General features: G+C 59.8%; 14 protein-coding genes and 3 pseudogenes. 7 read left to right on the top strand and 10 right to left on the bottom strand.

Going from position 1 to position 19,266, the window contains the following annotated elements; translation table 11 throughout:
• Positions 1–81 precede the first annotated feature (81 nt).
• The 4 genes and pseudogenes from AWB77_RS19135 to AWB77_RS19120 all read right to left on the bottom strand — a co-directional run bounded on the left by AWB77_RS19135 (position 82) and on the right by AWB77_RS19120 (position 6,698).
• The gene (locus AWB77_RS19135; protein WP_061136012.1) at positions 82–2,553 is read right to left on the bottom strand and encodes a phospholipase D-like domain-containing protein; all 2,472 of its coding nucleotides are present in this window, start codon (positions 2,551–2,553) and stop codon (positions 82–84) included.
• A complete protein-coding gene (locus tag AWB77_RS19130) occupies positions 2,550–4,136 on the bottom strand; it encodes a hypothetical protein (protein ID WP_061136011.1) in 1,587 nt (528 codons plus the stop codon). The genes AWB77_RS19135 and AWB77_RS19130 overlap by 4 nt, the downstream gene beginning before the upstream one ends.
• A gap of 363 nt (positions 4,137–4,499) precedes the next feature.
• A pseudogene (locus AWB77_RS19125) lies at positions 4,500–5,285 on the bottom strand (hypothetical protein).
• Between the two features lie 282 nt (positions 5,286–5,567).
• Positions 5,568–6,698: a sensor histidine kinase gene (locus AWB77_RS19120; RefSeq protein WP_510183487.1), complete on the bottom strand. Its 1,131-nt coding sequence runs from the start codon at positions 6,696–6,698 to the stop codon at positions 5,568–5,570.
• Positions 6,699–7,060: 362 nt separating this feature from the next.
• On the opposite strand from AWB77_RS19120, the gene AWB77_RS19115 reads away from it, so the two are divergent.
• On the top strand, positions 7,061–8,242 hold the full coding sequence (locus tag AWB77_RS19115; protein ID WP_061136009.1) for a GGDEF domain-containing protein: 1,182 nt from the start codon (positions 7,061–7,063) through the stop codon (positions 8,240–8,242).
• A gap of 295 nt (positions 8,243–8,537) precedes the next feature.
• Here the strand turns inward: AWB77_RS19115 and AWB77_RS19110 are convergent, their stop codons facing one another.
• Together AWB77_RS19110 and AWB77_RS19105 are read right to left on the bottom strand one after the other, a co-directional pair.
• The gene (locus AWB77_RS19110) at positions 8,538–9,983 is read right to left on the bottom strand and encodes an IS1182 family transposase (protein WP_061136081.1); all 1,446 of its coding nucleotides are present in this window, start codon (positions 9,981–9,983) and stop codon (positions 8,538–8,540) included.
• Positions 9,984–10,387: 404 nt separating this feature from the next.
• Positions 10,388–11,029, bottom strand: a complete 642-nt coding sequence (locus AWB77_RS19105; RefSeq protein WP_374728701.1) for a TetR/AcrR family transcriptional regulator — start codon at positions 11,027–11,029, stop codon at positions 10,388–10,390.
• Between the two features lie 267 nt (positions 11,030–11,296).
• On the opposite strand from AWB77_RS19105, the gene AWB77_RS19095 reads away from it, so the two are divergent.
• The 6 genes and pseudogenes from AWB77_RS19095 (at position 11,297) to AWB77_RS19065 (ending at position 17,610) form a co-directional block, all read left to right on the top strand.
• On the top strand, positions 11,297–12,190 hold the full coding sequence (locus tag AWB77_RS19095) for an NAD(P)/FAD-dependent oxidoreductase (RefSeq protein WP_061136007.1): 894 nt from the start codon (positions 11,297–11,299) through the stop codon (positions 12,188–12,190).
• A gap of 89 nt (positions 12,191–12,279) precedes the next feature.
• Complete coding sequence (locus AWB77_RS19090) at positions 12,280–13,080, top strand: SDR family NAD(P)-dependent oxidoreductase (protein ID WP_061136006.1); 801 nt, start codon at positions 12,280–12,282, stop codon at positions 13,078–13,080.
• 111 nt (positions 13,081–13,191) lie between these two features.
• Positions 13,192–13,941, top strand: a complete 750-nt coding sequence (locus AWB77_RS19085) for an alpha/beta fold hydrolase (RefSeq protein WP_061136079.1) — start codon at positions 13,192–13,194, stop codon at positions 13,939–13,941.
• Between the two features lie 151 nt (positions 13,942–14,092).
• Entirely contained in the window at positions 14,093–15,019 is a 927-nt protein-coding gene (locus tag AWB77_RS19080) for an NmrA family NAD(P)-binding protein (protein ID WP_061136005.1), read from the top strand.
• A gap of 145 nt (positions 15,020–15,164) precedes the next feature.
• Positions 15,165–15,586, top strand: a pseudogene (locus AWB77_RS19075) (class I SAM-dependent methyltransferase); the annotation flags it as partial.
• A 1,130-nt stretch (positions 15,587–16,716) separates the two neighbouring features.
• Positions 16,717–17,610, top strand: coding sequence for a TnsD family Tn7-like transposition protein (locus AWB77_RS19065; RefSeq protein WP_074168906.1), 894 nt, complete (start codon positions 16,717–16,719; stop codon positions 17,608–17,610).
• 65 nt (positions 17,611–17,675) lie between these two features.
• Here AWB77_RS19065 and AWB77_RS19060 read toward each other — a convergent pair whose 3' ends face one another.
• From AWB77_RS19060 to AWB77_RS19050, 4 genes and pseudogenes are all read right to left on the bottom strand, one after another.
• Entirely contained in the window at positions 17,676–18,164 is a 489-nt protein-coding gene (locus AWB77_RS19060; protein WP_061136002.1) for a hypothetical protein, read from the bottom strand.
• 14 nt (positions 18,165–18,178) lie between these two features.
• Positions 18,179–18,307: a transposase domain-containing protein gene (locus tag AWB77_RS35875; protein ID WP_157694840.1), complete on the bottom strand. Its 129-nt coding sequence runs from the start codon at positions 18,305–18,307 to the stop codon at positions 18,179–18,181.
• A 24-nt stretch (positions 18,308–18,331) separates the two neighbouring features.
• Positions 18,332–18,679: pseudogene (locus AWB77_RS37455) on the bottom strand (IS66 family transposase); the annotation flags it as partial.
• A 131-nt stretch (positions 18,680–18,810) separates the two neighbouring features.
• Positions 18,811–19,200, bottom strand: a complete 390-nt coding sequence (locus AWB77_RS19050) for a helix-turn-helix domain-containing protein (RefSeq protein WP_244158577.1) — start codon at positions 19,198–19,200, stop codon at positions 18,811–18,813.
• Positions 19,201–19,266: the final 66 nt, after the last annotated feature.

The following is a 19,266-nucleotide window of genomic DNA, read 5'->3' as shown; positions in this document are numbered from 1 at the left end:
CACGCCCATCGCCGCGACGTAAGATTCCGGCAATCGAATCCAACGAGCCTCGAGCGGCCTGGCATCCAATCAGCGCCCTGTCTACGCCAGATCTTTCTCAATCACTGTCTCGACAAGGGACAGGTGCTCCTCTTCGAGTCGCGCCACGGATACGCCCAAACGTTCAGCGTAGCGCGCGCTCATCCCCTCAAAAGTCGATCTGACTGTGTTTCCCAGCAGTTCGCTCGGCAGTAACTGGGTATAGCGGTACAGATCCTCCGCGATGTCTTTACCGCCTGTCAGCGGGGGAATCGAATCGCCACGATCATTGGTCGCTACGCGGGTCGCGCAGATTGCCCAGTAGCACGTCGCCCAACACTCAAGCACATCTATGGGCAAGCCGTCGTCACCGTCGATATCCAGAACAACCTTGCTGATAAGGGGCTTTCGGCCTCCTCCGTGATTCCTGAAAAAGTCGAACAGCAGGTTACCTACCAGGCGTCGCCAGCTTTCATCGCCACTAATCGGTAGGACGCCCTGCATGCGCCCAGAGGCATCTGAGCCCGTCGGGAGGGGATCTGCTTTCCTACAACCCGCGCCAAGCACGACGACAAGTAGCACGCGCAACCGCAGAAGATCGATCACGCCAAGCGGGCGCTCAGCCGCATCCTGTTGAAAGGTCATCTGACGGGACCTCACTGCTTTGACGATACTCTGCCGCGTATCACGCATCGCCTTGTACTTGCTACGCTCTTCCAGGTCCTTCTTCCCGCTATCCGTGTCGGTCAGTGTTCGTTGCTGCTGCGCATTGAAGCGCTCGTCTTCCTCGAGCGCTTCCTCCGCCGAGGCAGTCTCATCACCCATCGACAGACCCGGGATTTCATCCGCTTCGTCAATGGTCTGCAACAGCGGTTTTTTCTTGCCGATCAGCGCGTTAATGAACTCGCGGACAGACTCCTGATGCGAAGCACCGAGAAGGCTTCCAGGCGTATCGGCTTCTGTAGTCTCGGAAGACCGTCCCTCTATGAACTCTTCATAGCTCAGCACGCGCCCCGCCGGCTTTTCGCACTTTTCAGTTTGGCCGCGCCGTCGGACGGGCTTTTTCTCCTCATCTGGACGGGCTTCCTGCTCCGCAACCGCCAGCTTGTGCATGATATCGAGGAGCCATAGCCCCTCGGATGCGTCCGTATTGTTAAGTTGCGACAAGGCGTCGTCGACACTGCGCGTCGGGGACTTGCGTTGCGCCTGCCGGATTGCCTCTTCGACAATCACAACGCCCGGCGACGATTCAAAGCCCTGCCAGCGCACAGTTGCGAAGTGCGGCGCCTCGTGCCCCTCGAACCGGTATCTCGCGGGCGATCCGCTTGCGCTCACTCGTGTCAGAGCGCCCGCTACCGGTTTGTCATCGCTATCGGTCAACTCAATTCTGGCTTCAGCGACGTTTGCCCCCTTAGGCGGCCACCAGCGAAGCGTCTGCTCGCTCAACTCAAAACGTCCGGGAAGATGGCGCTCCAGGTCCTTCAGCGGAATTTCCTCGGAGGACTGGAACTTGGGAACGTCCGCAACACTCAATTCCCCGTCCAGTGCGCTTTCGAGTCCGAGAATTTGCACGGCTTCGCCGGGCGGTAGCTCGCGATAGAGACACGCCTCTGCGTTCTCACCCCGGGCCGCGCCTTCACCAAGTGCGGCCTCAGTGCAGTTCGCGCTGCCATAGAGTACGCAGTCGGCAGCGCTCGTCTCGGCGATGAACACTTTCGCGTGAGCAAAGCGGCTCGCCTTCGTGCCGTCTACCTTGTCGACGTTAAATAGCCGGATAGACTCTTTCTTGCCAAGCGCGTGGACGGGAAAGAGCGCGTTTTTCGACTGTAGCAAGAGCGCGACGCTCTTTGCGCCAAGCCGGTCGCGCAACTCGCGCAACGCACCCAAGTCTGGATCCCAATAGGGGCTTGCGACTACTAGCCGCGTGACCTTGCGCCGTCCGACCAGTTCGGCGAACTGTTTCCCAATGCCCACGGTGCCAGCACTGGAGAGAAAGGCAAGGCGGCCGCCCTCTTCCAGATCGATAACGGCACCGTCCGACTGCTCGTGGATCCATGGCGTTCTGCGCATCGCCCATTCGATCTGCTTTCGGGGCATCGCCGCGTCTGCTACGTAACTGGCGACATACGCAAGCGCAGCGCGCATAAGCGGCAGCGCCTGGAAGGCATCATCCTCGGCACGCACCTCGCCCACCACTTCAAGATTCCCGGCGAGACCAGCCGCGGTCATGTTCGCCGATGCCACCAGAAGACGGCCACCCGCTCTGCCCAACTGCAGTATCAGTTTCGGGTGAAAAACCCCACTCGCAGGGGCACCAACGATCGAGTAGCGACGACCCGCATGCCTAGGCCTAGTCTCGCCCGGCGCGAGTGCAAAACCGAGCATCCTGTCGTCGGCGATGACAATGTTGTTGTTACATCCTGCCTCCCGAAGGCGCGCCAGTGCGATCGACTCATAGGCGTTCAGATCGACGTTGAAGGTCGTCACGATGCTCGTGTGGAAGCCCTTCGTCGCAAAGCAGTCGAACAGTTTCACGCTGCCTCCATGATCCTTTTGCCAGCCGCAGTGAGACCGCTATCGTCCACCAGGTATAGATCGCCCAGAAAAGAAATCGCCGGGGCGAGTCGGGGATTCGTGAAGGATGGGCTGTCTTTCTGCCTAACGCGTACCTTCCCGTCATCGGTTTCGAGCAGGAACGTGTAATCACCTTGCGACCGTAGTTTCTGAATCGCCACCCACAGATGGCGCTCGATGATCCGCTCACGCAAAAGGCGGCTCACGATGTCGCCGATCGACTCCCCGGCGCGTGCCTTGAAGAAGTTCAACTCCGAGACGATCGACGGAAGATAGATTGAACGCGAAAGCACCGGCAACTCAGACTGCACGCGCTCTAGTTGATCAATGAAGCGGGCGTATAGCACCGCCAGGAGCCTCAATGCGTTTGCAGCATATTCGCTGGTGCTTACTGCGACGTCGCTGGCACGCGCCGTAATCGCATCTTGCAACATCCACTCGGCCGCTGGTTCGTCGGACCATGCGTTTTCCACCATCCCGATCGAGTCAACGAGATCCTGCCAAGTCAGCACGTCCTCCCCGACTTCTGCGGTGATACGGGGAACAACAGCCGACAGCAAGCGTCCCATCGACATGCCGGAGGGACTGCCACCCAAAATATCCAGCAAATACTTGAGCAAAGCGCCGTAGCACACTTGGAGCATATCGTTCGCGTGGTACACCTTCCACGCAAATGCCTGCGCTTCCTCTGCGTCCGGGACGGCTGGCAATGGTTCACCGGAGTAGCCGTGGGCGGAATAAAGCGCCCACCTGACCTCCCATCGGTCGGGCCAGCAGCCGAGGTATTGCGCGGTTCGCAGTACTAGTCGGAGTGTCTGACTGCGCGGCGTCGCCCCATTGTCTGGAGCATTCATCCGTCCAAACAGGATGTCCTCGTAAAGCTGCCGCTCCACACTGTCTTCTTCGATCGCCGAGGGGAGCATGTGAGCCATGCGCTTCAGTTCGCTCTTCTGGACGGCACCGCTCTTGACTGTCTCCAAGAACAGGGTGCCAGCACGCCCGACTGCGGTCCCAAATGCCTTAGCGAGGCGCTCCCCAGTATAACTGGTGGGCACTGGAATCTCGTGCTTGTCTAGGTACGTCAACAGCCCGATCTCCTCAAGCTGGGAACCATAGGCCGCCCCGAAAGCGCCGAATTTCTGCTTGAGGTATTGGGACTGCCCGGACTGCCGATCTGTGTAGCGAGAGAACCTGATACCGCTTCTGCTTTCGGCAGCGAGCGTTCGCTTTGCCCACCTGCTGCCCGCCACCCCGCGCGCGTCGTCGCAATCTTGGGCAACAAGGGCGTACAGCGCCTCGGCACGCCTCACGAATCGGCACCATTCATCGACTGAGGTATCCCGGACCACCTTCGAATAGTGCCGCGCCAACCACACATAAAACCCGTAATAGCGCACGCGCAATGTCACGTTGCTGATACCTGGCAGGAGGCGCTGATAGAGCGCAACACTGGTAGTTTGCATTCCGAGCGGGTCAAGTCCGCTCTTGTCGTCTCGGGCGGTCCAGCCCGGACGGCCCGTCCCCGTCGTTTCGTTGTCGGCCACTTCTTCCCCGCTTTTTCATTGTCTTGCCGGTCCGCTCGTGCTTCCTTGATGCGCTCGATCAAAGGTGCCCCAATCAGTGCAGCAAGATTATGCCAGCGACGTGTCGGCGCGCAATTGCCGCCGGTCGTCAAATCAACGCTTTGCGTCGGTGATCCGGTCACCATTAAATATTTCTGGACTTCGGCTTGAATTTTCTCGAAATCCCGTGAGATCGCTGAAGGCGATCCGTCGATAGGCGAATGACGATTGTTTAGCCTAGGACAGTCACTCAAATGACCGTTTGTGCGCGACGGCCAACGACCGCAGATGGCCGGTGCCCGCCCTCCTGATCCGCCACGCTCAACTGGCGCGGGATGCAATGCGTCATTCAGCGGCAACGACGACTGACGCCCGTCCTTGCCTCGCTGCAATGCGCTTCGTGCACCATTGAACAATCATCGCGAGCAACGCCGCTTCGAGGAATGCCACGATCGGTCGTTGGAAGGGAAGCGCGAAAGTCAGAACAAGACAAAACGCGGCGAATGAGAAACGCCCCAGCACCATACCTCGCAATAGCGAAATCACGAAAGCCGGACCGTACGCGCGATGCGACGAAACGGAAAGGATGATCCCGAGCAGCGGGAAGACCGCAAGCAACCCGCTCCACGTTGGGCCTACCCAGGCCGACACCGATGTGACAGACAAAGTCAGAAGAGCCCCAGCGGTCATTCTGCCGAGCAGATCGAACCGAGAAAGAGGCGCGCCGGCCGTTACGGCCGAAGTCCTCGGCAAGAACGACTGCCCACAGCAAACTGCTGTGACTGCAGCGATCGAGGCCCAGAATGGCGAGGTCGGCAGGAGCGAGAGACCGCATGCGGACAGGAACCAGACGATGAGACCTGCAATTAACGCGATTGGCCAACTGCGCGATCGGCACGTCCACGCATAAGCGAAATTGAACGCCTCGGACGCTAGGATTGCCGCCAGCGATAAGTTCGCTGCGCGGGCTCCGAAGGCAGGCCCGTGGGAAAGCGTCAAGAGGTACAAAATCGGCCCAGCTACAACCGGCAATCCAGCCAACCAGCCAGCGACCGACGGTCACCACCACTTCCCTGACATCGAAACGACAAGCAGAAACAACGGGACCAGCGTCAGCTTGAGCGCGAGCATCATGATGTCAAGGCACTTAAAGCCGCATTCTAACGTGTGGCGGGGTGCCGAAGGCCGGCGAACGCCGCGATTACCCAGAGCGCTTTCGCTTGCCGACCCCGAGTTGCCTTCCGACCAGATCCGCATTGAGTGGCGGATATCGAACAGGGTGCCGACCTTGAAATGGCGACGCGCGCAACTGACGAATGTCCCTTCATGGCCGCTATGAACACGGATGTGCAGCTGTATTCGCCTAGTCGGACGCACGTGCCCGCATTTCAGCGAGCTTTCTTTCGTCGCGGCTTATAAGTCGCGCTGCTGCGCGCATGCCGATGATTTCCTTGGCAACTTGACAGTGAACGTGGTGCCGGCCTCACGGGAGGATGCAACCGCGACCGAACCGCCGTGCGCCCGAGCAACTTCTTTGACGATGAACAGGCCTAGCCCGACGCCGCCCGTCGACGGGTGCGCACGCGCCCCAGTCTGCGGGACGCGCTTGAGCGGATCAAAAATTTCCGAGAGGCTCTCGGCCGGGATTGGCTCGCCAAGATTGTGAACGTCGAGTCGTGCGCAGGCCCCTTCTAAGGCCGCGCTAACGGTCACTGGAGCATCTGCGGCGCCGTGACCGAGTGCGTTGGCGACCAGATTCGAAATCACCTGATGTAGCCTATCCCGGTCCCAGTAGCCGTCGACGGACTCGCTTTGAGTGACCTCGATGGTGCGATCAGGGTGGAACGCCTTCAGTTCCTCCACTGCGTCCAAGCAGACATCACGCAACGACATGTTCACAGGCGTCATGGCAAGATGGCCGCCCATGCGCACCTGCGTGAAGTCGAGCAGATCCCCTACCAGCTTCTTCATCGTCGTTGCGCTAGAGAGGATACGTCCCGCTGCTTTCATCTCCGGACCGGCTATCGCGTCACTGCGTAACAAATAGTGCGCCGACATCACAATGGCGCCGAGGGGGTTCCGCAAATCATGCGCAATCATCCCTGACATCAGTTCGCGCGACCGGTCGGTCTGCGACGCGTACCAAGCGATCGACTCCGTCAACGCCTGATCGATCGCTTCGTCAAAGCGAACGACTTCTTCAATGGCGGTAGCAGGATCGTCAACATTGGCGTCGCGCCATCGCCTGAGCACGTTTGCGCGGAGAGCACGGAATTCCGACATCAACTCCGTCATCGAAAAGCTGGCGGCAAGGCGGTCTCGTGCGTGACTCCTGGCGTCTTCGGTAAGCGGAGGTGAGTTCTGCGGCGAGTCGCCACGGCTTTTTCCGGACCGTTCTGCCTCGCTTTGACGCGAGTCCATGTCATCGGCTGCGTGCTTCAGCAAATCAGCGGCAGTGTCGCGCAACTCCTCGGCCGTGAGCCGCTTGGCGCTTTGCACGTTATCTCGCGCGAACGCAGCGAACTCGTCAACAATTCCATCCACCTCCACACGGATGTAGTCGGCAAGACGGACGTAGCTGCCTTTGCTACCCGGTGGTCGCGAAGATCAGAGACGAACAAATCCAGGGACGAAGTCCTGCCCGCCCTTGCCACTCAGCAATATAGAGTCGGAAAACACGGCCACAGCGCGTTCAGAAACTCCCGATAGGGTTTCACGACGGTTTCAGGACGATGGCGTACTTTCATGCTCCTGAAACGCACCCGACGTAGGAATTACCTATAGACTCCGTTGCGACGCGATTAGGCTAGGAAAGAGCGGCTTGTTCTCTCGTTCGTTCTGAATTCTCGCAAGTAGAATCGGTGTCACCGGGCACAACCAGCTCCGGACTTATCTTTCGCGCACACATGACTGAAGTTCGAGAAACCATCGCAGTGGAGCAACGGCGCTCCATGCTGATCTACGCGGTCATTGTCGCCGCACTGGTAGCGTGCGCCATCGCTGCGGTATTGCAAGCTCACGCCGTGATCGAGGACGTCGATCTTGTGAACGACGCCTCGTTGCTTATCAAGCGAAGCAATGCGCTTCTTAGCGGCGTAGAACGAGCGGAGACCAGTCAACGCGGCTTTCTATTGACCGGCAGCGAAATCTATCTGGAACCGTTCGAGAACGGCAGTACGAAAGCCTTAACAGCGCTGCAGGAGCTAACTCATTCCCTTCACCGTCCACATCAACGGGAAGCGCTAACTAAGATTACGGCGGATGTGACGACCAAGCTCGACGAGCTGGCTCTGACGATAGATCTGCAAAGGCGTGGACAGCACGACGATGCGTTAAAGGTCGTCAACACCAACGCCGGCAGGGACGCAATGGACCGGATACGTGTGCAGGTCTCAAAGCTTGCCGCCGAGTGCGAGGCAAGAAGAGCCGCCGGGCTCGCTGACGAGACGCACCGGGTTGAGTTGACCGGCTGTGCGTTCGCCGGGCTTTTACTTGCCGTCGCAGCAATGCTCGCGTTCGCTTTCAGGATGCAGAAGAGGGCGTTCCGGGGCGTCGTCCGGGGCACCGAGCGGATGAGTCGCGCAGCGTACCGCGATGCGTTGACGGGACTGCCAAACCGGCGAGAACTCGATCGAACGCTCGATCACTTGCAGGACGGCGCTGGCGACGACGGCGGCCCGGTCACAGCTCTTTTCATTGACCTGGACGGCTTCAAGTCGGTGAACGACAAGTTGGGCCACGCGACCGGGGACGCACTCCTCCGTCGCGTCGCGGATTTGTTAAGGGACGTTACTCGGTCGGGCGATACGCTCGCCCGGGTCGGCGGTGACGAGTTCGTACTTATCGCTCCTGGACTTCGGAGCCGTCATGAAATCGACCAGCTATGCAACAGGCTCCTTTCCGCCGTTCGCCCGCTTGCTGATGACTTTCTACCGGTCGGCTTGAGCATCGGGACTGCGACGCGCGCGGCGGCGGGCGAGTCACTTGGGGGCCTACTGAAAAGGGCAGACACGGCGATGTATGAAGCCAAGCGAGCCGGTGGGGGCTATCGGTTCAGTGACACAGACCCAGCATTGGCGCTTGTGTAGGCCGGCGATTGGCGATGCATGCCGGGATTATCCGCTTATCCCAGCCCACCGGCGATCGGCGAGCTAGACGTTCATACTGCAACGACTCGTGCAGCGTTCGTCGTTGGCGGCTGGCGTCATGGGGCCGTAGCCGACCCAGGTTGTGTGGAAACTTGATGGAATTTCGATGCCGCGCATGACCGCGCCCTCAGCGGCGCATTTGGCTACGTTTGCGCTCATTACGGTGACGACGAGGGTAAGCGTCTCGGGTGCGTTTTAAAGGAGCGTGATGGCTTTGTTTAGGACCTCGAGGTCCTCACGCACCCACCATCCGCATTGCCTTCATCGTCTTCTTGAAACCTAGGATTCTCAGCACTCGCGTGAGATTGTAGGCGAGTACGTTCAGACTCATCTCGGTACCTACGTTAGGCAACCTGCGAGTCAGGAACTGCGTGTAGCCCATCCAGTGCTTGAACGTTCCAAAGACATGTTCAACGGTTCGCCTGCGCACCGTCATCGCGTCGGGCGTCTTGTCGAGCCGGCGTTGCACTGCCTCCAGCACCGACTCATGCTCCCATCGACTTATCCGTCGTTGGCCGCTGGGAGTGCACTGTGACTTCATTCTGCATTGCGAACAGGCGCTGCTCCAGTATCGATGTAGCTGCATCCCGTGTTCCTCGCTGGTGTATCGGTAAATTGCTCGCTCTCCAGCTGGACATTGGTATTCGTCGTCCCGCGCAATGTAGATGAAGTCTGCCTTGTCGAACCGGCCATGGTATTTCGCACCTGACGTTGTTGGCTTCGGCAGCATGACCGCAATCCCCGCATCGGCGCACTCCTTAATCTGAGTTCTGGTGTAAAAACCACGATCGGCGACTGCCCGCAGCCTTGTCTTGCCCATCGCGTCACGCGCAGCTTTTGCCATGGGGCTTAGCTGTGCCCGATCACTGCCAGAGTTTGTGACCTCGTGAGCCACGATGAGATGGTGCTTGGCGTCAACGGCCACCTGCACGTTGTACCCCACCATTCCCGAGCCTTTGCCGCTCGTCGCCATGGAGCGCGCGTCGGGATCTGTCATCGAGAGTTGGCCATCAGGCTGCGTTTTGAGTTGCTCCTTGATCTGATCGAGGTTCCGCATCTGCTCGCGTAAGCGCGCGATCTTATCTTGCAATCGGGCCGTCTTCGCTTCGAGCTCCGCGGGTTGCGTACGATCGGCGGTCTCCAGCGCGCTCAGATACCGCTGGATACTCTCCTCGATCTGCTTCTGGCGCTTGTCGACTTTACCCTCGGTGAAGTTGCGATCCCGCGTATTGACTGCCTTGAACTTGCTACCGTCAATTGCGACCAGCGCTTGCGAGAACAGCTTCAGCTCACGGCAGAGCATCACGAAGCGGCGACACACGTTGCGAATGCCGGTACCGTTGTCACGACGAAAATCGGCTATGGTCTTGAAGTCCGGCGCCAGTCGGCCCGTGAGCCACATCAACTCAACATTGCGCTGGCATTCGCGCTCAAGACGCGTGCTTGATTGAATCCGGTTAAGGTACCCGTAGATATAGATCTTCAGGAGCACTGCTGGATGATAGGACGGGCGACCTGTAACCGACGGCATTGCGCCATCGAAGCCCAATGATGCAAGGTCAAGCTCTTCAACGAATGCCTCGAAAACCCTTACCGGATTGTCCTCAGCAACAAAGTCATCGAGGCATTCTGGAAGCAGCGTCACCTGCTTGCGATCTTCACCTTCTATGAATCGCTTCATCCGGTCACCCATCTGAATCAGTTAATCCAGTTTAGGCGATCGACGTGTTTTCACACAAGCTCGACCCGTTGCAGCCGGTCGAGCAGTCTCTGTCCTAAGGTCGGTATCGGAGTGGAACGGTCATTCCATGTGGCTCGGAGGACGAGTCGTCGGCCTCTGCGGACGCTTAGACCCGTGAGTTCGTGAGGCGGCTCAAGCCGTGCCAGAATGACGTCTTGCTCGCCACTCGAATTGCTATCAAATGTTTAGCATAAAGAATGCGCTGAATGTCTGAGCACGCGGGCGGCTATTGCGCTCATGCGTTTGCCTTCCCATCGGTCGTCAACGCACCATCCATGGGTTGCTCAGCGCGAACAGTGTATGCAATCGCTGTGTGTTCTTCGTCAGGCCGCGATAGCGCACTTTCAGATGCGACTGTGCGCGGCGATGAACATGGTGACGGCTGACCGGCAATAGGATTCGATTTTGTTGTCGTCCGCTGCTCTCGCCTGATCGAAGCGTGCGATAAGCAGGAGATCGGATCCTCTAAAAAGCGCGGCAAACAAGCGGGCGGACCGGAGAGGATCGGGCACGTTTAGAAGAGCCTTCGCGTGCAACTGACGCAGCAGCGCCTCGATTTGGGCGATGACATGGGCGGGGCCGGCTTCGTAATGGAGCTTGCTTAAGGAGGTTTGATTCGTCTTGTCGGCCATGACCATGGCTTCGACACTGCGGACGTCTGACCTCAACAGCGTGCGAAGCAGTGATGATCCCACCGCCATGAGCTGATCTTCGACGGAACCGTCGACGTCTTCGAGAAGGGCCTGTGGTGCAAACGACTGATGGCAGCCGGCCTCGATGGCCGCGCTGAACAGCGCCTCCTTGTTCTCGAAGTGCCGATAGATGCTGAGTTTGGATATCTTCGCCCGCTGGGCGACCTTGTCCAGCGTCGTCGCTTGAAAGCCCAATTCGACGAAGAGTTCGGAGGCGGCGTCGACTATCGTCTGGCGAAGCGCCCCGTTGGCGGGCCGGCCACGGCGGTTCCGTCTATTTTCGATCACGACCATTTCAGTACTTGACAGTATCACAATTGTTTAATTACGATACCACGCAGGACTATAAATGTGCAAGCCAACGGGCCGGCATGCTCTAAATCGAATTCCCGGAGGGGCGCCCGGCGATATCGAAGCGGCAATGGCAGGTGGTCAACATAGAGATGGGCGACTTTCTCTTCGAGGCAGAAACCCTGCTCGCTGCCCGTCTTGGCCACGTATCGCTGGACGTATTGTGCGCCAGGCCCAACGACCTCAATCCACAACACGGAGCCGATCACCATGAATGACGTCATTATCATCGGCGGCAGCTTTGCCGGCCTCGCCGCTGCACTGCAGCTCGGCCGTGCCCGCCGCAAGGTCACCGTTCTTGACACCGGCAAGCCGCGCAATCGCTTTGCCGGCCACTCGCATGGCCTGCTCGGTCACGATCACAAGCCGCCGCTGGACATCCTGGCCGAGGCGCGGCAGCAGCTGACGCGTTATCCCACGATCAGGCTGGTCAATGCGCGGGCCGACAGCATCTCCGGCGCCATCGATGATTTCTCCGTCCGCACCAGCGATGGCCAAAGCCTCAAGGCGCGCCGGCTGATCCTGAGCTATGGCCTTGTCGATAAGATGCCTGCTGTTCCGGGCTTTGCCGAAGGCTGGGGCACGTCCATCGTTCCCTGCCCCTACTGCGACGGCTACGAGGTTGCCGACCAGCATTGGGGCCTCGTCTGGTTCCGTCCGCAGTCGCACATTCAGGTCAAGCTGTACCAGGATTGGACCAACACGTTAACGGTCTTCGCAGATGGCCATGACATTGCGCCCGATATCCGGGCCGATCTGGCGCGCCGCAAGACACGGGTCGTCAATGGCAAGATCACCGGGATCGCCCGTCACGGGGGGCACAACGCCACCGTCAAGCTCGATACCGGCCCCGATGTCGAAGTCGACATCCTGTTCGCGCATCCGCCCACCAAGCCGTCCGCAAGCCTGCATGACGCATTGGGACTCACCACGGTCGACACGCCTCTCGGCATCGTCCTCAAGGTCGACGAGCGTCGCGAAACCAGCATGCCCGGCATCTACGCCGCCGGCGATCTCGCGACCCCCGGAATGCCATCGGTTACCCAGGCATCATCGCAAGGTGCGATGGCGGGCATCTTCGCCCAGCAGTCGATGCTGGTTTGAGAGCACAGACTCCCCTAAGGACAGGCGGGTGTTCCGATTGAGAATTTGGCTGAGCCACATTCGATGACAACTAGCTGAAGAAGAGAACGATGACGAAACAACCAATAAACAGCTTCGCCGGAAAATGGGCTCTGATCACTGGGGCATCGAGTGGCCTCGGCCTTGAATTCGCAGATCTACTGGCAGCGCACAAAGTCAATCTCGTATTGGCGGCCCGACGGCACGATTCGATGGAAAAGCTTGCCTCCGATCTCCGCCGCAAATACGGGGTGGATGTGCTGGTCGAGGCGACCGATCTTGCCTCGCCGGGCGCGGCCAGCCGCTTGAAATGCAGTCTCGACGGGAGGTCGGTGACCGTCGACATCTTGTTGAACAACGCCGGATACGGCCTGCACGGCGACTTATTGGAAACGCCGATCGAGCGCACCGCGAACATGGTCCAGCTCAACATCACGACGCTCACAGAGCTGACCTATCTCTTCGGCCGCGATATGGCCAAGCGGCGATCTGGACATATGCTTCTCGTCGCTAGCCTCATGGCCTTCCAAGCCGTTCCCAGCTACGCTGCCTATGCGGCGACCAAGTCATATGTACTCGCCCTTGGCGAGGCCCTGCACGACGAACTTCGCCCGCATGGTGTGGTTGTTACCACTCTCTGCCCGGGGCACACCGCGACGGGCTTCGATGAGGCAGCCGGCGCAACCACCTCGGCCTTGCTGCGCCTCCTCACGATGAAGCCTCGTCCGGTCGCCGCGAGCGGTATTCGGGCGTTGTTGCAAGGAAAGGCTATGGTGGTCGCGGGCCTATCGAACAAGCTGATAGCCTTTTCAAATCGTCTGACGCCCCGATCAATGCAAAGGGCCATGGTGAAAAGAATTGTGGACGCTTAACTCCTAAAGCGCTGGCGCGTGGGGTTCCTCGAACAAGCGGGGACTCTGACTGCGATGCGCGCTGTGGCATCGGACGGCTTAGTTAAGAGCAATTCAGAACACGGAGATATCATGGACCTTCCCATTGTGCTGCTCCACGGCTCCGCCACCGGCTCCCATGCCTGGGCAGCAGTCCGCACGAGTCTGGAGGCACACGGAGCCAAGGTGCTGGCGCCCGACATGCTCGGCTACGGACGGTCGCCAACACCGAGCGAGGCGTGGCAGCCAAAGGACGAGGTGGCCCACCTGCGCGGGTGGCTCGACATGCAGGGCGTCGGCGCGTTCCACCTTGTCACCCACTCGATCGGTGCATTTTTCGGACTTCACCTGCGGCTGGCCGTCGGGTTTCGCGTGGTGCGGCTCACGTTGGTCGATCCTGTGGTCGTCAGTGTGCTGCGCGTGCCCGGGGAGGAGGACGCCCTGCGCGAGGTGCAGACCCTCTGCGATCGGTTCATGCGCGCGCTCCCGGATCACGATGCGGCCGCCTGCCTGTTGGTGGAGCACTGGAGCGGCGCCGGTGCGTGGAGCGCGCTGGGCGAGAAGGGTCGTGCGCTGGTTGCACGGCTCGCACCGCGGCTGCGGCTCGAGATGACCACCAGCGCAGCCGATCGGACCTCGCTCGCCGAGCTCGCCTCGGCTGCGGTGCCGACCTCGGTGCTCGTCGGCGAGCGAACGTCGACCGCTCCGCGGTCGGTGAGCCGTCTGCTCGCCGGGGCGTTCGACGCCCGCAGGGTCGTTGTCCCCGGGGCTGCACACATGATCCCACTGACCCACCCCGCCGCGGTCGTCGAGGCGATTCGCGCCGACATGGTGGCATCGTGAACCGCGCCGAGCGCTCGCTCCAGGTGATGGGCCTCGAACAGACCAGTCAACCCGTTCAACACCAATTCCAGGAGTCGCCAGTGAAGTTGTTCGGTCACACCATTCTCGTCACCGGCGAGAGCGCCGGTACCAGTCTCTCGGAAACCTCGACATGAAACATCTCCATCCCATCCTTATCACCGGTGCTGCTGGCCAAGTTGGAGCGATCGGACCGAGCGTGACGAAGTCCCTGCTTGAGCGCGGGCTGAAGGTGCGCGCCATGGTCCGCCAGGAGGACAGCCGGGCGGAATCGCTGAGGGCGCTTGGTGCCGAGGTGGTCGTCGGAGACCTGCTCGACCTGGACGCGGTACATCGCGCGGTGGAGGGCTGCAAGCGCCTGTACTTCAGCATGTCGGTCAACGAGAAGTATCTCGAGGCAACGACGAACGTGGCGGTGGTTGCCCAGAACCACGGCGTCGAAGCGTTCGTGAACATGTCGCAGATGACGGTCTCGGAGATGAGCATCCGCGAGACCGCGCGCAGCCCGCAGCACAGGCAGCACTGGCTGGCCGAGCAGGTCTTGCGCTGGAGCGGCCTGCCGGTGGTCACGATGCGTCCGACCGCCTTCATGGACGCGTTCTTCTGGCGATTTGCCGTTCCCACGGTCACCGCTCGCGACGCGCTGATGTTGCCGTTCGGAGAGGGAAGGACGTCGCCTATCGCGGCCTACGACGTCGCGCGATGCGTGACGGAGGTGTTGGCGGACCCCGGGCCTCACCTTGGAAGGGTCTACGAGCTGGCCGGCCCGCGTGCCGAGACCCCTCGTGAAATCGCCGAAGACTTCACGAAGGTCCTGGGGCGTACGATCACCTACATGGACATCCCGATGGAGCCGTGGCTGGAGAGCCTGCGGTCATTCGGCGCATCCGAACATGTGATCGCACACCTGGAATCGATGGCACTGCTGCACCGGGAGGGCCGATACGACCGATCCTCGGGCGATGTGAAATTGCTGACGGGCTTGCCGCCGATGTCGATCGAGGACTTCGTGCGCGCCCATCGGAACGACTTTCTGAAGGCAGACGCGCGCAAGCCTTGATCTATCGCTTTTAGGCCCGATGAGCTGCATCATCCCCGGAATTCCCTGGCGGTCGCCGCTGCGCCTAGCGACCGGGTGGCTGGAGATGATGCGCACTGTGGCATCAGATGGCGCAGTCAAGAATGAATCAGCACGAGGAGATGGCATGACAGAGCAAAACGCTTATCAGGTCGCCGACTGGAATGGTCAAAGCGGGAAGCGCTGGGTCGCCCAACCAGGCCCGGCTCGACGCGATGGTGGCAGGCTTCGGCCAGGCCGCGATTGAAGCCGCCGCGCCCGTCACGGGCGAGCGCGTGCTTGACGTCGGCTGCGGCGCGGGCACGTCGAGTCTGGCTCTGTCCGCCCGCGTCGGCGCGGGAGGACAGGTGCTGGGCGTGGACCTATCCGAACCGCTGATCGGGCCGGGCGCGCGCGCTTGCGCCACAGGATAAGCCGGTCCTGTTTCAAGTGGCCGACGCCAGCAGCGCCGAGCTGCCCGAGGTTGCGTTCGACATCCTGTTCTCGCGTTTTGCGGTGATGTTCGTCGACGTTCCGACAGCGGCGTTCGCCGATATGCGACGCGCGCTCATGGTGTCTTTCGGCCGTCCGCGCCGTGGCAATTTTGTGTGCCCACATCCGCGCATATCTCGGGCATCGTCAATCTCTTGGTCACGCCGCGTTTCGTTGTGACAGCGCCTTTGAGAAGTCCAATTGAACCGGACGAGCCGGCTTTTACTAGCTTTAGCGTCGCACAAAACTGCGAAGGCCGGGACATGACTCGGCTTTGTCGCGGGACTCGCGGCGCCGCATATCGGCGTGCGGAAAACACCACCTTGCAAGCCGCCACCCTTCATCAGTAATGGTTGAGGCGTTACGTGCCATGCGTCACGAGCGGGACGACAGGATTTGCCAGGCTTGTCTGCGAAGTCCGGCACGGTGACCCTAGGGAATGCGACAGCCACTGTTCAGATCAACTTGTCTTCGGTTACTTCCCGCCTACAATGCAAGCTATCGAGGGCACCGTCGCTCTTCGCGAAACCCCATGGCAGCACGCGTCATGATAGGCCTACAGATGCGAGCTAAGAGCCGCGCGGCATTAGTCTCAGGGAGGGCTCCTCGGCGGCCGTGGACTGGCCATACAGTGTTCACGCGGAACCGATATGTGCAAAACTTCGTGAGCTTGTTTTCTCTTTTGGCCATGTCGGTCTCAAAAGTTCAGCTCGTCGAGCTCGGCCGCACTCAGGCCGCTCACTCGGGTTCTCCGTTCACGAGCAGCTTGCGCACAGGGGTCTTTTTGCTCGTGAAGACTCTCGAGCGTGGTTCCCGGCGCGATGGCTTCAAGGTAGCGGAAAATCCGCCCTACCGCGAGACACAGGTCTCCGTGCTCCAAGCGGTAGGAGGTGTTACGCGACAATCCAGCCCGTGCGGCTGCATCAGTTTGCTTGACACCGCGCGCCACGCGCTGGAGGCTCAACAGCTCGCCGAGTTGTCGACTGCTTGAGCACGAAGGGCGGAAGGCTCACAGTCTCGTCAACTTCAATGTTGTCAAATCGGGCCACTGCAGCAGGTATGCTCGATTAAACGAGCGATTCGTCGATTGGATGCAAGTCTTAACTGGAAGTGCAAATGCTCGTCAAGTCTCACAATTTTGGCTAACTGCTCAGGTCGCGTGAGTCGGTAGTTGGATTCAGTCGGCGACAGCCGGGAGTCTGCCCACAATGCATTTTCCGAAACCCTATCCAGACGAACTTTTGGGAAGTTTGTTGATTCGATCTTCTCGTCGTCTAGGGCTTCCCATGAGAAAGATGGTTCAGTTCGCGGGGCTCGCGCCTCCGGAGTATCCGTCATTCATCATCCCGAGTAATCTGTCGCGCATGGCGGACTACACGGCTACGCCCGCTGCGGAACTGCTCGAGAAGCATACTCTTTTCGAGTTCGTATGTTTGACCTACGATTCGTCGGAGATCGACGGCCTCCGCCATGCAGCCATTAACGGCGATGGGGTTCACTCTCGCTCTGCATACCAAGCGCAATTTCCACAAAGAAGTCGGCGCGTATCGTTCAGGCGATTCTGTGCAGCGTGTGCGGCCCAAGATGAGCGTGAGTTCGGCGAGGCTTATTGGCATAGGATGCACGCCGTTCCTGGCGTGCTGACATGTCCGGAGCACAATTCGCGTCTACTAGAAACCTCCGCATACCTTCCCGATGGTTTGCGCAAAGAAACAGTTTTCTTACCCAACGAGACTCATGCATCGCGTCCTTGGTTCTTCGCCTCAAAGTCCTTTCAACGGGTTTTGTCTGCGCTCGCTTTTGAGGCGCTGCAACTGGAAGCGGGAAGCTGGCGAGACTGCCTCGATGTGTACGTTACTGCGCTGCGCGCTAGAGGATACGAAGACCTTCGCGACCGCGAGACGCGACGGCGGCTGATATCCGATTGCGAGCGATTTTTCGGTACGGAGCTCTTGGATGCCTTTGATCTTTCGCTCACACAGCCTGCGGCAACAACTTGGCTTATGCGACTCACATCCGGTGAACGTCAGCATCGACAGTCGACTCTCTCGCACCTTTTTCTGCGGTGCTTTCTCGGAGCGCCGCAAACTTGCCTCGGCTGACGGCTCAAAGGGACGTCCTTTTGGATATGTATCCGTCAGCACATCCCGTGTTGACAGGACTTCAATCAGATATTGAGGATTTTTCGTAATAGACCGTACGAGACCCGCCAGTGTCCTTCCGAGTCTGTCACGGCGATCGACGCCGTTTTCGAGTTCAGTCTGACGACGGTGCCAACGCGCTCGTTCAAATGCTTGTCGGTGAATCCCACGGTGTCGCCGATGAAAAATTGTTCGGGTCGCGGGCGCGCTGGCGGCGCTTCCTTTTGAATTGGGGTTGCGTTGGCATCGAGGAGAATCGCCGCATACAACACTGCCCATCGGCGTCGAGTCACGTTGTCCTGTACGACCGCTTGCGTATGCCGAAGCTCGGCGATAGTGCCTTCCGAAGGCGGTCCCAACGGATTGTCACCGATGTATCTGACGGTCATGCCGATGTGCAGTCGTTGACGGACTTCGAGAATGCGTCGGGGGTCATCGAGCATTTTGCCGATGGTCAGATAGAGGCGATACGACTCGGCGCTGGGCGCCTGCCGAAGGGAGTCCAGGATTTCCATGAATGTCGGGGTATTTAGCGGGCAAGCGGCAGCAGTTCATGCACGCGATTGACGGGATGCGATGGCAACTTCTCTAGTGTCTCTTTCAGCCACGCATAGGGTTCGAAGCCGTTCAGGCGAGCCGTGCCGAGCAGCGAATACATGGTGGCCGTCGCACGAGCGCCTCGCGGCGAACCTGCGAAGGTCCAGTTGAGTCGGTTAAGAGCATTCGGCCTGATCTGCCGTTCCAACGCGTTGTTGTCCGGTAACAGGACTCCGCTCTCTGTATAACGAACCAGTGCTTGCCAATGCCGTAACGCGTAGCCAAACGCTTTGGCGAGCGGTGCCTGAGCCGGCAAACCGATGACGTTGCCTTCCAGCCATTGACGGAACTTTGCAAGTATCGGTAACGCCTCAGTTGGCCGCGCCGCATATTTGACGTCAGGCGTCCGATGGTTGATTCGCGACTCGATGGCATAAAGCTGGGCGATCCACTGCAGCGCCTGTGCCGCGAGCCCCGGCTTGCTTTGGGTAATTCGGCCGTGGGCGATCGAGGACGCCTGGAGTCGCTTGCCTTTCTCAGCGAGCGTGAGTCGGTCGCACGGTGCCCCCTCCGAGGCGAGTCTGCAAACACCATGAGCTTGTTTACCGGTTGGCCATGTTGTTCTCAGAAGTTCAGCTCGTCGAGCTCGGCCGCGCTCAAGCCGCTCACGCGGGTTCTTCGTTCACGAGCAGCTTGCGCAAGTAGTGCAGGGTCCTTTTGCTCGTAAAGACTCTCGAGCGTAGTTCCGGGGGCGATCGCTTCGAGGTAGCGAAAAATCTGCCCTACCGCGAGACCCGGGTCTCCATGCTCCAGCCGATAGACCGTATTGCGGGACAATCCAGCCCGTGCTGCCGCCTCAGTTTGCTTGACACCGCGGGCCACGCGCAGGCGGCTCAAAAGCTCACCGAGCTGTCGGCTCTGCCCGCGCAAGTGGGAGGGAAGACTGGCTGCTTGATTGACTTTCATGTTCGTAAAATCGGCCACAAACGCTTTTATGCTCGATTTAACGAGCATCGAAGCCGAATCGGGGGCAACCGGCGGCTGACGGGTTGAGCCGAAGTCCTTTTCAAAATTCGCACC

Source organism: Caballeronia fortuita (assembly GCF_001544835.2).
Lineage (GTDB): Bacteria > Pseudomonadota > Gammaproteobacteria > Burkholderiales > Burkholderiaceae > Caballeronia > Caballeronia fortuita.
This window is presented reverse-complemented; position numbering and strand designations above follow the sequence as displayed.

Excerpts from the sequence above, each read along its gene's own strand:
- AWB77_RS19090 (WP_061136006.1), top strand. The coding sequence starts at position 12,280 with ATGACGAAACAACCAATAAACAGCTTCGCCGGAAAATGGGCTCTGATC.
- AWB77_RS19085 (WP_061136079.1), top strand. The coding sequence starts at position 13,192 with ATGGACCTTCCCATTGTGCTGCTCCACGGCTCCGCCACCGGCTCCCAT.
- AWB77_RS35875 (WP_157694840.1), bottom strand. The coding sequence starts at position 18,307 with ATGTATTCGCTGCTCGGCACGGCTCGCCTGAACGGCTTCGAACCCTAT.
- AWB77_RS19080 (WP_061136005.1), top strand. The coding sequence starts at position 14,093 with ATGAAACATCTCCATCCCATCCTTATCACCGGTGCTGCTGGCCAAGTT.
- AWB77_RS19065 (WP_074168906.1), top strand. The coding sequence starts at position 16,717 with ATGCATTTTCCGAAACCCTATCCAGACGAACTTTTGGGAAGTTTGTTG.
- AWB77_RS19050 (WP_244158577.1), bottom strand. The coding sequence starts at position 19,200 with ATGCTCGTTAAATCGAGCATAAAAGCGTTTGTGGCCGATTTTACGAAC.
- AWB77_RS19095 (WP_061136007.1), top strand. The coding sequence starts at position 11,297 with ATGAATGACGTCATTATCATCGGCGGCAGCTTTGCCGGCCTCGCCGCT.
- AWB77_RS19060 (WP_061136002.1), bottom strand. The coding sequence starts at position 18,164 with ATGGAAATCCTGGACTCCCTTCGGCAGGCGCCCAGCGCCGAGTCGTAT.
- AWB77_RS19105 (WP_374728701.1), bottom strand. The coding sequence starts at position 11,029 with ATGGTCGTGATCGAAAATAGACGGAACCGCCGTGGCCGGCCCGCCAAC.
- AWB77_RS19115 (WP_061136009.1), top strand. The coding sequence starts at position 7,061 with ATGACTGAAGTTCGAGAAACCATCGCAGTGGAGCAACGGCGCTCCATG.
- AWB77_RS19110 (WP_061136081.1), bottom strand. The coding sequence starts at position 9,983 with ATGAAGCGATTCATAGAAGGTGAAGATCGCAAGCAGGTGACGCTGCTT.